At 59.7% G+C, this 13,970-nt stretch carries 17 protein-coding genes and 1 tRNA gene; 13 read left to right on the plus strand and 5 right to left on the minus strand.

What is annotated here, in order from left to right; translation table 11 throughout:
- Positions 1 to 541 precede the first annotated feature (541 nt).
- The 3 genes from AB5Y90_RS01035 to AB5Y90_RS01045 are packed head-to-tail and all read left to right on the plus strand — an operon-like array spanning position 542 to position 2,997.
- Positions 542 to 1,480, plus strand: a complete 939-nt coding sequence (locus tag AB5Y90_RS01035) for a LysR family transcriptional regulator (RefSeq protein WP_005337171.1) — start codon at positions 542 to 544, stop codon at positions 1,478 to 1,480.
- A gap of 54 nt (positions 1,481 to 1,534) precedes the next feature.
- The gene (locus AB5Y90_RS01040; protein WP_307896652.1) at positions 1,535 to 2,557 is read left to right on the plus strand and encodes a response regulator; all 1,023 of its coding nucleotides are present in this window, start codon (positions 1,535 to 1,537) and stop codon (positions 2,555 to 2,557) included.
- A gap of 8 nt (positions 2,558 to 2,565) precedes the next feature.
- Positions 2,566 to 2,997: a PAS domain-containing protein gene (locus tag AB5Y90_RS01045; protein WP_307896651.1), complete on the plus strand. Its 432-nt coding sequence runs from the start codon at positions 2,566 to 2,568 to the stop codon at positions 2,995 to 2,997.
- 89 nt (positions 2,998 to 3,086) lie between these two features.
- Here AB5Y90_RS01045 and ltaE read toward each other — a convergent pair whose 3' ends face one another.
- The 3 genes from ltaE to AB5Y90_RS01060 all read right to left on the minus strand — a co-directional run bounded on the left by ltaE (position 3,087) and on the right by AB5Y90_RS01060 (position 5,415).
- Complete coding sequence (gene ltaE / locus AB5Y90_RS01050; protein WP_069527969.1) at positions 3,087 to 4,106, minus strand: low-specificity L-threonine aldolase; 1,020 nt, start codon at positions 4,104 to 4,106, stop codon at positions 3,087 to 3,089.
- Positions 4,107 to 4,218: 112 nt separating this feature from the next.
- Complete coding sequence (locus AB5Y90_RS01055) at positions 4,219 to 4,920, minus strand: short-chain dehydrogenase (RefSeq protein ID WP_307896650.1); 702 nt, start codon at positions 4,918 to 4,920, stop codon at positions 4,219 to 4,221.
- Positions 4,921 to 5,007: 87 nt separating this feature from the next.
- Positions 5,008 to 5,415 carry a helix-turn-helix transcriptional regulator gene (locus AB5Y90_RS01060; RefSeq protein WP_005351138.1) on the minus strand — a complete coding sequence of 136 codons (408 nt, stop codon included), beginning with the start codon at positions 5,413 to 5,415 and terminating at the stop codon, positions 5,008 to 5,010.
- A 147-nt stretch (positions 5,416 to 5,562) separates the two neighbouring features.
- On the opposite strand from AB5Y90_RS01060, the gene AB5Y90_RS01065 reads away from it, so the two are divergent.
- Complete coding sequence (locus AB5Y90_RS01065; RefSeq protein ID WP_307896649.1) at positions 5,563 to 6,462, plus strand: aldo/keto reductase family oxidoreductase; 900 nt, start codon at positions 5,563 to 5,565, stop codon at positions 6,460 to 6,462.
- Positions 6,463 to 6,533: 71 nt separating this feature from the next.
- Here AB5Y90_RS01065 and AB5Y90_RS01070 read toward each other — a convergent pair whose 3' ends face one another.
- Together AB5Y90_RS01070 and AB5Y90_RS01075 are read right to left on the minus strand one after the other, a co-directional pair.
- On the minus strand, positions 6,534 to 6,815 hold the full coding sequence (locus AB5Y90_RS01070) for an RNA-binding protein (protein WP_005337180.1): 282 nt from the start codon (positions 6,813 to 6,815) through the stop codon (positions 6,534 to 6,536).
- A 216-nt stretch (positions 6,816 to 7,031) separates the two neighbouring features.
- Positions 7,032 to 7,574: a hypothetical protein gene (locus AB5Y90_RS01075; protein ID WP_064340009.1), complete on the minus strand. Its 543-nt coding sequence runs from the start codon at positions 7,572 to 7,574 to the stop codon at positions 7,032 to 7,034.
- Positions 7,575 to 7,680: 106 nt separating this feature from the next.
- Between AB5Y90_RS01075 and AB5Y90_RS01080 the strand changes: the two genes are divergently transcribed.
- From AB5Y90_RS01080 to AB5Y90_RS01120, 9 genes are all read left to right on the plus strand, one after another.
- Entirely contained in the window at positions 7,681 to 8,451 is a 771-nt protein-coding gene (locus AB5Y90_RS01080; RefSeq protein WP_307896648.1) for an amino acid ABC transporter ATP-binding protein, read from the plus strand.
- Positions 8,444 to 9,241 (plus strand): amino acid ABC transporter permease, encoded by a 798-nt coding sequence (locus AB5Y90_RS01085; RefSeq protein ID WP_064336642.1) that lies wholly within the window; start codon positions 8,444 to 8,446, stop codon positions 9,239 to 9,241. The genes AB5Y90_RS01080 and AB5Y90_RS01085 overlap by 8 nt, the downstream gene beginning before the upstream one ends.
- A 2-nt stretch (positions 9,242 to 9,243) precedes the next feature.
- Entirely contained in the window at positions 9,244 to 10,065 is an 822-nt protein-coding gene (locus AB5Y90_RS01090; protein ID WP_005351133.1) for a transporter substrate-binding domain-containing protein, read from the plus strand.
- Positions 10,065 to 10,970: an amino acid ABC transporter permease gene (locus AB5Y90_RS01095; RefSeq protein WP_257124754.1), complete on the plus strand. Its 906-nt coding sequence runs from the start codon at positions 10,065 to 10,067 to the stop codon at positions 10,968 to 10,970. The genes AB5Y90_RS01090 and AB5Y90_RS01095 overlap by 1 nt, the downstream gene beginning before the upstream one ends.
- Positions 10,964 to 11,701, plus strand: a complete 738-nt coding sequence (gene mepA, locus AB5Y90_RS01100; protein ID WP_103251755.1) for a penicillin-insensitive murein endopeptidase — start codon at positions 10,964 to 10,966, stop codon at positions 11,699 to 11,701. The genes AB5Y90_RS01095 and mepA overlap by 7 nt, the downstream gene beginning before the upstream one ends.
- A gap of 85 nt (positions 11,702 to 11,786) precedes the next feature.
- Positions 11,787 to 12,377, plus strand: a complete 591-nt coding sequence (locus AB5Y90_RS01105; RefSeq protein WP_005346564.1) for a LemA family protein — start codon at positions 11,787 to 11,789, stop codon at positions 12,375 to 12,377.
- Positions 12,374 to 13,099 (plus strand): YgcG family protein, encoded by a 726-nt coding sequence (locus AB5Y90_RS01110; protein ID WP_005346567.1) that lies wholly within the window; start codon positions 12,374 to 12,376, stop codon positions 13,097 to 13,099. Before AB5Y90_RS01105 ends, AB5Y90_RS01110 begins: the two co-directional genes overlap by 4 nt.
- A 20-nt stretch (positions 13,100 to 13,119) precedes the next feature.
- Complete coding sequence (locus tag AB5Y90_RS01115) at positions 13,120 to 13,737, plus strand: TPM domain-containing protein (protein ID WP_043823719.1); 618 nt, start codon at positions 13,120 to 13,122, stop codon at positions 13,735 to 13,737.
- A gap of 145 nt (positions 13,738 to 13,882) precedes the next feature.
- Positions 13,883 to 13,970 (plus strand) — tRNA-Ser (locus AB5Y90_RS01120).

Genomic DNA, 13,970 nt, shown 5'->3' on the forward strand with positions numbered 1-13,970 from the left:
GGCATTTACGGGAGAAAAAATCGGCTCAAACATGAAGAAATGAAATGACTGCGTCAGCCGAGAAGAATTTCCCCGCTTATTCGCACCTTCCTTAATTAACCAAGCGGATGGATAAACAGCCAAAAAAACGCCAAAACGGACAAAAATAGTTCACTAAGGCGGAATTGATATACCCCAAATTCATTTTTCAACAGGCAATGATCAAAACCCGAATATATGATCTGCATCACATTGACTGGGGATGGAAAACTGCCCCAGCTGAGCACGCAGAGCAACCCGGCGCCCTTCCATCAGGTTGCAATATCGGCCTTCGCTCGCGGTTATAGCGGAATCAATCAGGGAATATGGCAAACATCACTGCCGTAGTACCATTTGGCATCATGCCGAAATAATCACCAGCGTGGGGAAACTGAGATGACGGGCGGGTGGATAACTGGTATCAACAGAAATCGAATCCAGATCAATTAAACGCTGAATTACCCTTGCCAACCCGGAACGCTCTTTTTATGGTTGCCCCCTTGTTACACCCAGAACAGCGTTTATGAAGCACATTGAAGAGTTCTACCTGTTCGTCAAGGTGGTGCAAGAGGGAGGATTCTCCCACGCTGCAGCCGCACTGGGCATGCCAACAGGCACCATCAGTCGACGCATTTCCCAGCTGGAAGAGCAACTGGGTTGCTCCCTGCTACATCGCTCTACCCGCAAGCTCCGCCTTACCGATGATGGCCTCAGATACTACGAACGTCTCTGCACGCCACTCGCACAAATCGAGCAGGCCACCAGCGAGATCCAGGGTCAAGAGGCCGACATCACCGGGCTTATCCGGATAGCTGCGCCGATCGCACTCTCCAACACCATCCTCATCGATATGCTGGCCGAATTCGGGCTGCACTATCCCGAGGTACAGTTCGATATCACCCAGACCAATGACCACCAGCACCTGTTCGACAATGATCGGGATCTGGTGTTCTTCAACGGTGAGCTGCCCCAGTCGCTGCCAAATGCGATCTGTCTCGGCCATATCGAGTACGGCCTGTTTGCCTCACCACTCTATTTGACCAAAAAGGGCACCCCCTCCCATCCCAACCAGCTGGAAGAGCACGATCTCATCTACTGCTGGCCTCACCAGCACTGGCAGCTGACCGACAAGGATGGCCAGAGCGTCTGCATCAAACGCAGCGCCAAACTGACCGTCAACCAGACCCAGGCCGCGGTACGCGCAGCCCGACGTCATCTGGGGATCGTCAACGCCCCGCTGCACTATCTGAGCAGCTTCCTCCATGACGAGCAGCTGGTGCCGGTACTGACCGACTGGCAAACCGGCAATCGCCCCTTCTACATGTTGTGTTGCCAGCACCAGTTCGCTCCGTTGCGTGTTAAGATGTTCGTTGAATTTGTTGAAAAATACTCAGCACGCTATCGCAATCGGCAGTGGGACAACCAATTTTCACAAGGTGATAGCCTCACCCATTGCATCTGACCGTTAGCGGGCCACACTTATAGCATCCCTTGCCAACAGAGCCTGCCTAACGCCATGAATGTATTGATATGTGATGACTCCGGGTTCGCCCGCAAACAGCTGGCGCGGGCGCTCCCGGCCGACTGGAAAGTCGATTTGCACTACGCAGCCAATGGTCTCGAAGGGATCGAACAGGTGCTGATGGGTCATGGCGATCTCATCTTCCTCGATCTGACCATGCCGGAAATGGACGGTTACGGCGTACTGGAGACCCTCCAACGGGAGGGTCTGCGCAACAAGGTGATCGTGGTCTCCGGGGATATCCAGCCAGAGGCCTATCAACGGGTCATGGGGCTGGGGGCGCTCGATTTCATCAAGAAACCCGCGGCCCCCGAGACCCTGCTCGCCCTGCTCAAAAAGCATGATTTCTGGAGTGCCGCCCCGAGCGGTCAACCAAGCACCCCCGAGCAGCTGACAAGCGGCGTGGTAGCCGATGCAGGCGTCAAGATCACCCCCGAAATCCGCGATGTCTATCAGGAGCTGGCCAACGTCTCCATGGGTCAGGCGGCCGACTTGCTGGCTCGTCTGCTCAAAGCCTTCGTGGTACTGCCTATCCCCAACGTCAACGTACTGGAAGTATCAGAGTTGCATATGGCCCTCTCGGCCGCTGCGGATTCAGATACCCTCTCCGCCGTCTGTCAGGGGTTTATCGGAGCGGGGATCGCCGGTGAAGCGCTGATCCTGTTCCATGACTCCAGCTTCAAAGATTTGGCCAAGCTGATGAACCATCAGGGGACGCTGGATCGCACCGCCGAACTGGAGCTGTTGATGGATACCGCCAACGTGCTGATCGGCGCCTTCCTGCGCGGCTACGCCAACCAGCTCGACACCCCCTTCAGTCAGGGCCACCCGGTGGTGCTCGGCCAGCACAGACCCATCAACGAGCTGATCAACACTAACAAGAGTCGCTGGCGCCGCACGCTCGCCATCGAGATCAACTACCGGATCCAGGATTACGCGGTGCAGTGTGATCTGCTGCTGCTGTTTACCGAAGATTCCATCGCCACCATGAACAACAAAATCATGCACATGCTCTAGGAGTGACTATGGAAATCCGTGAATTTCATTGGTTGATGAACATAGTCCAGAACCTGGACGTAGGCCTGGTAGTGCTCGACAAGGAGTACAAGGTACAGGTGTGGAACGGCTTTATGGAGAGCCACAGCGGCCGACTGGCCAGTGACGTGCGCGATGGCGTACTGTTCGAGCTCTTCCCCGATGTGGACAGAACCTGGTTCGAGCGCAAGGCCAACATGGTCTTCAAGCTCAACAACCGCGCCTTCAGCACCTGGGAGCAGAAGCCCTATCTGCTGCGTTTCTCCAACTATCGCCCCATTACCGGCTCGGCCCCCCATATGTTCCAGAACCTGACGCTGGTGCCACTGGTCGATTTCGGCGGTCAGGTGACCCACATCGCGGTGATGATCTACGACGCCACCGATGAGGCCATGCTGATGAGCGGCCAGCGGCAGGCTTGAGCTTGCTGCAAATAACAGAGGGCGCCGCGGCGCCCTCTGTTATTTCGGTATAAACAGGTATCGGTATAACCTCTACCTGACCAGCCGTCTCAACGCGCTCCGAGATACTCGGTGAAGGCGTCGATCACCTCTTCAATATCGTCATCGTTGATTTGCAGATGGGTCACCAGCCGCAGCTCGCCGTAACCGGAGAAGAGGATCCCCCGCTCCTTCATAAAAGCGAGCAGAGGGGCCGATTCCCCCTCATGCAGCCGCAGGAACACCATGTTGCTCTGCACCAGCGAGAGGTCGAGCTCGATGCCCGGCAGTGCAGCCAATCCTTCGGCCAGCCGTTTGGCACGGCGGTGATCATCGGCCAGACGGGTCACGTGCTGCTCGAGGGCAAACAGACCGGCTTGCGCCAGAATCCCCGCCTGACGCATGCCACCTCCCAGCATCTTGCGTAGGCGGCGCGCACGGGCGATGAAATCGTGGCTGCCCACCAGCAGCGAGCCCACCGGTGCGCCCAACCCCTTGGAGAGACAAATCGAGATACTGTCAAACGGTGCAGCGATCACCTCGACCGGGGTCTCGCTGGCCACGGCGGCGTTAAAGAGCCGGGCGCCATCGAGATGAAGCTTCAAACCGCGCTCGGCAACGAATGCCCCCATCTCCTGCAGATAGGAGAGCGGCAGCACCTTGCCGTTGTGGGTGTTCTCAAGGCAGATCAGGCGAGTCTGGACGAAGTGGGCATCATCAGGGGCCAGCGCAGCTTTGATATCATCGAATGCCAGCGTGCCATCGCGCTGCATCGGCAAGGGTTGCAGGGCTACAGAGCCCAGCACGGCACTCCCCTGCGCTTCATAGCGATAGATGTGAGCGGCGTTGCCGAGGATGGCCCCCTCACCGCGCTGACAGTGGCTCATCACCGCCAACAGATTGGACATGGTGCCGGACGGCACAAACAGCGCCGCCTGTTTGCCCAGCAATCTGGCCCCAAAGGCCTCCAGCGCGTTGACGCCCGGATCTTCACCATAGACATCGTCACCGACTTCGGCGTGGAGCATGGCTTGACGCATGGCGTCAGTAGGCTGGGTGACGGTGTCACTTCGTAAATCGATATAGCGCATGAGATCCCTCCTGAAACAGGGGAGTGACGTTAGCCATGCGCCCCTCGCTTGGCAAGGGGCGCATGAGCAGAATGTGAAGCCAATAGACGTCCATAGAACCCGCAGGCGGGATTTACCAAGGCAGCGGCTGACCGTTGAGATCCAGTAGCTGACCCGATTGGGTCAACGATAACCCCTTGATGAGATTGAGCAGTTTCACCGCCACCTCGGCAGGATCCTGCAATTGATCCGCGGGCAACTCGCTCAGAAAGGGGGTATTCATCGGGGAGTCCATCAAGCCGGGCGCAACGGCTACCACCCCTGCTTGCGGGAAACGCTGCGCCCACTCGAGGGCCAGAGTTTTCACCCCCATGTCGAGGGCCGCCTTGCTCATCCGGTAGCTGTAACGTCCCCCCTCCAGATTGGAGGTGATGGAGCCCGCCAGATCAGAGATGGCACAGAGCCACAGTGGATGGTCATTACCCATCAACCGGCTGAAACGGGCAGCCAGCGCCAGCGTTGGCCAGGCATTGGCAAGCAGGCTGTCGCACAGCCACTTGGGGTGCACCTCTTCGACCCGTCGCTCCGGCATAAAGCTGACATCGTGCAACACGCCGATGGTGTTGATCACCACAGTGGGGAGCGGATCGGTGTCGTAGAGGGTAAACAGGGCGTCGAACGAGATGGCGTCCACCTCTTGCAGCGGGAAGAAGGCCCCCATCTCGATCCCTTTTGGATAGGTGCGCCCGGCCAGAAGGAAGGACTCTCCCCTTGCCATCAGCTCTCTTGCCAGCGCCGAGCCCAGCGCACCGCTTCCGAGGATCAAGTAGCTCATCGCCCATTCCATGGAGAGTTATCTTGCTTAGAGCGTATCAGAATAATCAACCGGCCGTGACACGACCAAAGGGTAATATGCCCCTCATCACGCTTCCCCCAGATGGCGACCAAACTCCCGCGCCAGCGCCAAGTCGAGAAAACCGTCAGCTTTCTTGTGGGTGCGCAAAAACTGGTAATAGGCGAGCAGGGTGACCAGTGCCTCCTCATCGGGCAGCCCCACCCCGGGTTGCTGCTCGCCCAGCAGTAGCTGCGCCGCTGCCAGCGCCTCCCTGTCTACCACTTCCGCCTGACGGTAGAGATAACCGCAGCCGGTTGCCAGCCACTCCAGCGAGCAGTTGGCCCCCATGGCGATCTGGTTGGCCCGCGCCAGGCCAGGCTCGGCTCCCTTCAAATATTTGCGGATCAGCGCTTCACTGAGCCCCACCTTGCGGGCAAAAGCGCTCACGCTCATCTCCCCGATCAGGCTCTGCAAGCGCTCGGCAAATCCTTCCATCCAACTCTCTCCCCTACTCTGCGATCAGAACCAAAGTTCGAATCATGCCACTGCCCATTATTGCTTTGCCAGCCACATGAGGCCAAGATGCCCGCAGTCATCTATGTTGCACATCGTTTTCGCATCGTGTTTTTCAAGGAGTCAACCATGTCTGTATCCCGTGTCGCCCTGCATCCGCAAGGCCCCACCTTCTCTCGCCTCATCATGGGTTACTGGCGCCTGATGGAGTGGCAGCTCTCTCCGGCCGCTCTGCTCGATCTGATGAAATATCATCTGGATCTGGGGGTCACCACCATCGATCACGCCGATATCTATGGTGGCTACCAGTGCGAAGAGGCCTTTGGTCACGCCCTACGCCTCGAGCCTTCCCTGCGCAGCCGGATGGAGATCGTCACCAAGTGCGGTATCGCCCTCACCGCCAAGCCGGAGCATGCTCTCAACCACTACAACACCGGCAAGGACCATATCATCGCCAGCGCCGAGGCCTCGCTGCGCAAGCTCGGCACCGACCATCTGGACCTGCTGCTGATCCACCGCCCGGATCCCCTGATGAACGCAGATGAAGTGGCCGACGCCTTTATCACCCTGAAACAGGCGGGCAAGATCAAGCACGCTGGGGTATCCAACTTCACCGCCCGTCAGTTCGAGCTACTGCAATCGCGCCTCCCCTTCCCGCTGGTCACCAACCAGCTGGAGATCTCGCCGCTTCATCAGGAAGGGACCCTCGATGGTACCCTGGATCAGTGCCAGCAGCTTGGCATCAAGCCGATGGCCTGGTCATGTCTCGGCGGTGGCCGACTGTTCTGCGATGACGCCAATGCCCCGCTGCGTGCCGAACTGGAGCAGATCCGTCAGGAAGTGGGCGCCCAGACTATCGAGCAGGTGGTCTACGCCTGGGTAATGATGCTGCCAAGCCAGCCGCTGCCATTGATTGGCTCCGGCAAGCGGGAGCGGATTGCTGCCGCCGTGGCCGCCGAATCCATCGTCCTCAATCGCCAGCAGTGGTTCCGCATCCGCAAGGCGGCGCTCGGTTACGACGTCCCCTGATAACAACAAAACGTCCAGAAACAAAAACGGCATGGGGGAAACCCATGCCGTTTATTTATTGCCGAGGTACCTTAGCGGTGGCGCTGTTGCGGGCGACCACGGGGAGCATCTGTCTTCGGTTTGGCCTGGTTGACGGTGATGGTACGGCCACCGACTTCTGTGCCATGCAGACCAGCGATAGCCTTTTCGGCATCACCATTGACCGGCATTTCAATAAAACCAAACCCCTTTGACTGGCCGGTATCGCGGTCGATGATGATATCAACCTTGTCGACCTGTCCAAACTGGCTGAACAGGGTTTTCAGTTCGTCGGCCGTCATCCGGTACGACAGATTTCCTACGTAAATCTTCATGCCATCCACTCTCGATTCAAGGTGCCTTCTCTATGCAATTCCCAGCATAACGGTAAGGGCACAACCCCTATGCCGGACCTGCCATGGCTTCATGCCGTGGCCTTCTCCACACAGTCGTCAAGTGATTGATCTCTTGGGTTAACAGTGCAGACAAGATCAATTCGAGTCACTGGCAGTATCTGAGCTTTGCCGGGAATTGTCGAGAAAATAGTCGACTCAGGCCGATTGCAGATCTGACAACCGTTGCGCCAGCATCCGGCGACCGTGCCAGGCCCGTTTAAAGCCGAAGCGATAGACAGACGGGCTCACCAGATGGAGCTCCCCCGCCTTGAGATCCAGCAAGGCCATGGCCGCCGCCAGCTCCTCTTCACTCAGTTGCAGATCGAGGCTGAAGTCGAGCCACTGGCCGTCGTGACCCACTCGCCGCTCCCGTTCGAGCGCCACCAACTGACTGCGGGGCAGTGCCAGCGCTTCATCCTTGTTGCCATTGAGCAGATAGATATGCTGTTCATCCCACCCCAGCTCCGCCAGGCGCCAGGGCTGCCAGCTGCGGGGCAGCGACACCATGATCCCGGTGATGCCACCAAAGACCACGCCCACCCAGTTGAGCAGCGCCATGGCGCCCCAACCATCCCACAAGGAGGCCGCCACCACGCCCCAACTCACCAGCAACAACAGAAAAATGACGCAGCGATAGCGAACCGCTGGCGGCATCAACAGCTGCACCTGGGAACCGGCAAGCAAGGATGTAATACGCATGAAAAGCTCCTGTCATCACGAAATGGCGCCATTGTGAATAGGCATCAGGATGCTGACAAGGGGGTTTTCTTTGTCATCCCCCTATAAAATCAATACCATGGCGTAAATGATTCTCAGTGGAACCCGCTTCTTGACCAGCTCGCAACCCTGTGTGCGCTTTTGTGGCGTCGACAAATTCTATGGCGACTTTCAGGCTCTTCATCACATCGATCTCACCATTGAACGGGGAGAGAAGTGGGTCATCTGTGGCCCGTCAGGCTCGGGAAAATCGACCCTGATCCGCACCATCAACGGGCTGGAGGGGATCGATGGCGGCCAGCTATTCCTGTTTGGCGAGCCGGTAACCCCCGCCTACTTGCGTCGCCTGCAAGGTCGGGTCGGCATGGTGTTTCAGCAGTTCAACCTCTTCCCCCATATGACGGTGCTGGAGAACCTGATGGTGGCGCCGGTGCATACCCTGGGGTTGCGCCCTCAGGAGGCCAGAGCCCGAGCGCTCGGGCTGCTCGAGCGGGTGCGCATTCAGGCGCAGGCCGACAAGTACCCCCACCAGCTATCCGGCGGCCAGCAGCAGCGGGTCGCCATCGCCCGCTCCCTCTGCATGCAACCCGAGCTGATGCTGTTTGACGAGCCCACCTCCGCCCTCGATCCCGAGATGATCCGCGAAGTGCTCGATGTGATCCGCGAGCTGGCTGACGAGGGGATGACCCTGATCTGCGTCACTCACGAGATGGGCTTTGCCCGTCAAGTGGCGGATCGGGTGCTCTTTATGGATGAGGGGAAAATCATCGAGTCGGCCCCGCCCGCCCAGCTGTTCAACGCCCCTCGTCACCCGCGTACCCGGGCCTTCCTCGAACAGGTGCTCAGCTATCATGGCTAGGCTCAATCGCCCCCGCCTGCTCGGCTGGTTGTCAGGCACTGTGATGCTCTGTGCGCTACTGGGCTGGGCGCTCTATAGCGGCGCTCGCCAGATGGGCTATGAGTGGCAGTGGCCGCGGGTGTTGCCCTTTCTCGGCGAATGGGATGAGGGAACCTTTTATGCCGGCCCCTTGCTAAACGGCCTGCTGGTCACTTTGCAGGTGGCGCTGCTCAGTCTGCTGGGCACTCTGGCGATCGGGGTGTGCGTGGTCAGCCTGCGGCTGGTCCCCTCCCGGCTCGGCCCCTGGCTCGCCATCGCCTATCTGGCGCTGGTGCGCACCACGCCCCAGCTGGTGCAACTCTATATTCTCTATTTCTTGCTTGGCCCCATGCTGGGATTGGCCCCCCTTGCCTGCGCCGTGTTGAGCCTCTCCCTCTATCAGGGTGCCTTCACCGCCGAGGTCTTGCGTGCAGGCGTACAGGCCATTCCCAAAGGACAGTGGGAGGCGGCCCACTCTCTTGGCTTGTCGCGAACCATCACCCTGCGCAAGGTGATCCTGCCCCAGCTGGTGCGCATCACCTTGCCGCCGCTCACCAACGAGCTGGTCTCCCTTATCAAACATTCGGCGCTGGTGAGTGTGATCGCCATCTTCGATCTGACCAACGAAGGGCGTACTCTGGTTGCCGATACGTTTCTGACCTTTGAGGTGTGGTTTACCGTAGCTGCCCTCTATTTGCTGTTAACCCTGACGCTGTCAGCCTGTTCGCGGGCGCTGGCCCGTCACCTGAATCCGGATCAACAAGGACGCTAACCATGAATCTGTCATTCAAGACCACCCTGTCGGGCGCTGCCCTGCTACTGACAAGCCTGCTCACTCCGGCACTGGCACAAACTGCCCCCTCCGACACCCAGGCACAGATCGAGCAGAGCGGTACCCTGCGGGTCGGCATGTCCACCTTCGCCCCCTGGGCGATGCGCGACAAGCAGGGGGCCCTGATCGGTTTCGAGATTGACGTGGCCCGTCGCCTCGCCACAGATAACGGCTGGCAGGTAGAGTTCGTGCCTACCGCCTGGGATGGCATCATCCCCTCCCTGCTGGCGAAAAAGTATGACGTCATCATCGGCGGCCTCACCATCACCCCCGAGCGGGAGAAGAGCGTGCGCTTCACCCAGGCCTACTCCCATTCGGGGGTGCAGCTGGCCGCCTCCAGCACCATGGCCAAAGAGAAGAAAACCGTGGCGGACTTCAACCAGCGCGGGGTGATCCTGGCGGTACGCCGTGGCGCCTCACCGGTACAGGTGGCAAAAGAACACTTCCCCAAGGCCACCCTGCGCCAGTTTGATGACGAGTCACAGGTATTTCAGGAGGTGCTGAACGGCCGCGCCCACGGCGCCCTCTCCTCTTCCCCGAAACCCGAACAAGAGGCGCTGCGCCACCCGGATGCCCTCTTTATGCCGTTTGCCGAGCCGTTGGCACAAGGCGATGAAGGCTTTGCCCTGCGCAAGGGGGATGATGCCCTGGCTGAACAGTTCAACGAGTGGATCGCCGCCCGTCAGGCCGATGGCTGGCTCAAGGCGCGCCATGACTACTGGTTCAAATCGCTGGCGTGGGAAGCGCAGGTCGCCAACCCCTGATGCTGATTGCTCTAAAAGAGACCATCCGACGCATCGTCCGTGGGCCATGTCGGAACATCAACTGGCTGGATGGGGCGATCGCCCTGATCCTGCTGCTGGCTGGCCTCTGGCTGGCCAGCCGCCTGCACATCGGGGTGGCCTATCAGTGGCACTGGCATGAAGCCTTCGACCTGCTGTTCACCCCCAGCCCTCACGGCGAGTTGCCCTACTTTTTCAGCGGTCTGCTCACCACCTTGCGCATCGCCCTGCTCGGCATGGTGCTGGCGCTGCTGCTCGGTACTGCGCTGGGGGTAGCCGCCTTCAGCCGCCGCCCCTGGCTGGTGATGCCCGCGACCCTGTTTATCCAGCTGATCCGCAATCTGCCGCCGCTGGTCTTTATCTTCATCTTCTACTTCTTTATCGCCAACCAGCTGCTGCCTTCGAGCGGCCTCTCCCGCTGGCTCGGCACCGTATCACTCTCCCCGTGGCAAGAGGCGCTGTTTGGCCCACCTGCCCGCTGGGAAAACCTCATCTCAGGCACCCTCTGCGTTGGCATGATCAGCGCAGCCTTCGTCGCCGAGATCGTCCGCGCCGGGCTGGCCGCTATCCCCCGTGGCCAGTGGGAGGCGGCGCAGAGCCTCGGGCTCTCTCCCTGGGTGCGGCTGCGCCATGTGATCCTGCCGCAGGCCATGCTGCTGATGTTGCCCCCCCTCACCGGTCAGCTCATCGCGCTGGTGAAGGATACCGCCATCGTTTCCCTTATCTCGGTGCAGGAGCTCACCTTCGTCGGCACCGAGATGGCCAACTCCAGCGGACTGGTCTACGAGATCTGGCTGCTGGTGGCCGCAGCCTATTTATTTATATGTTTGAGTCTGTTCGTACTACTGAGCCGACTCGAAGCAAGACAAGGAGCACGCACATGCTGACGTCCCTGTTGCTGGCGACTGTATTGCAAGCGGAAGCCATCGGTGGTTATGCCGCCGGTTGCCTGAAAAACGGCGTATCCCTGCCCCTCGAAGGGCCAGGTTATCAGGTGATCCGCACCAAACGGTTGCGCTACTACGGCCACCCCGACCTCATCCACTATCTGCAAGCGCTGGCTAACCAGACCCGCATGGCCGGGCTGCCGGATCTCTACATCGCCGATCTGGCGATGGCTCGGGGCGGCCCCTTTACCTCCGGCCATCGAAGCCATCAGACCGGACTCGATGCCGATATCTGGTTTCGCATGGCCAACCGTCCCATCAGCAAATGGGAGCAGGATGCCCCCAAGGAGTGGGCGCTGATCGACGAACCCAGCTACAAGATGTTACCGGGCCGCTTTGGCCCCCAGCAGCTCACCCTGCTGCGGCTGGCGGCCAGCAAACCCGAGGTGGCCCGCATCTTCGTCAATCCGGTGATCAAATCCGCGGTCTGCCAGCAGGCTGGTAACGAACCCTGGGTCGCCAAGCTACGCCCCTGGGTGGGCCACTTCAGCCACTTCCATGTGCGGCTGCGCTGCCCGGCAGGCAGCCCCGATTGTGAACCTCAGGCCCCCATTCCGCCCGGCAATGGCTGCGGGGAAGAGCTGGCATCCTGGCTCAAAGACAAGCCCCAGCTGCCCAAGGTATCCGGCATCAACAAGCGACCTGAGCTACCTGCGCGTTGTGGCAACTGACCCCAAGCTGGTATGGTGATGCACTCTTGGTCGTACACCATCCATGGCGCACTATCGACTCGAAATACCAAAGGAGAACAACAAGATGGCCACATCACTCTGGCGCAGAACCACGCAGAGCCTGTTGACCCTGACCCTGCTGCTCGGCCTGACCGGCTGCGGCATGAACAACATTCCGACCCTGGATGAGCAGGTCAAGGCGAGCTGGGGACAGGTGGAGAACCAGTATCAGCGCCGTGCCGATCTCATTCCCAATCTGGTCGCCACCGTCAAGGGCTACGCCAGCCATGAGCAGGAGACCCTCAAGGCGGTCACCGATGCCCGTGCCCGGGTAGGCAGCGTGCAGGTGAGCGATCCTGCCCAGCTCAAGGAGTTTGAAGCGGCGCAGAACCAGCTCTCCAGCGCCCTCTCTCGCCTGATGGTGGTGGTAGAGCGCTACCCCGAGCTGAAAGCGGATCAGCAGTTCCTTGCCCTGCAGGCCCAACTGGAAGGAACCGAGAACCGCATCTCGGTGGCACGCCGCGACTATATCGAGGCGGTACGCCAGTTCAATACCGAGATCCGCACCTTCCCCGGCGTCATCTGGTCCAAGTTGCTCTACTCGGATCTGGAAGCCAAACCCAGTTTCAGTGCCAAACCCGGTGCCGATGAGGCGCCCAAGGTCAGCTTCCAATGAAGATGATGCTGCGCTGGTTTCTTCCCTGTCTGCTGCTCTGGGCCAGTGCCCTGCAAGCGGCGCCGGACTTCCCGACGCTGAGCGGACGGGTGGTGGATGAAGCCAGTCTTATGTCCCGCAAACAGGCCCATCAACTGACCCAACAGCTGGCCGCCTTTGAAAAGCGCAGCGGTATCCAGCTGGTGGTGGTCTCCGTCGACAGCCTCGATGGGGAGACCATCGAGGAGTACGGCTACCAGCTCGGTCGCCACTGGGGGATCGGCCAGAAAGGCAAAAACAATGGCGTGCTGTTGCTGATCGCCCAGGATGAGCGCAAGGTTCGCATCGAGGTAGGCTATGGATTGGAAGGCGCCCTGCCCGACGCCATCGCAGCCAACATCATCCATGGCCGCATCCTGCCCGCCTTCAAGCGCGGCGATATGGTGGCCGGGATCATGGCGGGCAGCCAGAGCATCATGAAGGCACTCGCCGGAGAGTATCAGCCGGTCGAGCAGCCAAAGAGTGACAACGGTGGCGGCCCCTGGCTGTTTATTCTGGTGGTGATTGCGATGATCGTGCTCCACAACCTGCGCGGGGGTGGCGGCGGTGGTCCGGGAGGACGACGTCGGTCGGCCTACATGGCCGGTGGATTGGGTGCCGGCTCCTTTGGTGGTCGCTCCGGCGGCGGATTCAGCGGTGGCGGCGGCAGTTTTGGCGGTGGCGGAGCCTCCGGTGGCTGGTAACAGGAGTAAAGAGACAAATCATGATTTCTAAACAGTTCTTCCACACGCTTCAGGCCAAGGTGCGCGAAGCGGAGCTAGAGACTGATGCTGAACTGGTCACCGTGCTGGCCCCGGCCAGCGATGGCTATCGCTACATTCCCACCCTCTGGGCGGCGCTGCTGGCGATGCTCACCCCGCTGCTGGTGTTCCAGCTCGGCTTCTGGCTCGGTTGGTACGAAATCCTGCTGGTGCAGTGGTCGGTCTGGCTGCTGCTGAGCCTGCTGTTCCACTGGACCCCCATCAAGATGCGGCTCATCCCGAAGAAGGTTCGCCAGCACCGGGCGGCCCTGATGGCTCGCCTGCAATTTGTCGAGCAGGGGCTGCACCGCACCCGCGACCGGCTCGGGGTGCTGATCTTCGTCTCGGCCGCCGAACACTATGTAGAAATACTGGTGGATGATGGCATCGCCCAGCATATCGACAACGGCCAGTGGCAGGAGATCATCGACGACTTCGTGGCGCGAGTGCGCAACAAGGAGATCGAACAGGGTTTTCTGGAGTGCGTAGAGCGCGTTAGCGCCATTCTGACCGATGCCTTCCCGGCCACCCGGGCTCAAAACGAGCTGCCGGACAGCCTGATCATCCTCGACAAGCCCTGATCCGGTTTAAAAAACCGGCATTCTGCGCAAGGGTTAGGCATTCGGAAAAGATTATGAAAAATAAGGGGAAAAGAGGTTGACCCACACAGTCCTTTCCCCTAAATTACGCCCCGTTCCAGCGCAACAGCGCAGCGAACGAAAATTTGGTGAGGTGTCCGAGTGGCTGAAGGAGCACGCCTGGAAAGTGTGTATACGGCAACGTATCGAGGGTTCGAATCCCTCCCTCACCGCCA

This window comes from Aeromonas sp. R4-1 (assembly GCF_040908325.1).
Lineage (GTDB): Bacteria > Pseudomonadota > Gammaproteobacteria > Enterobacterales > Aeromonadaceae > Aeromonas > Aeromonas veronii.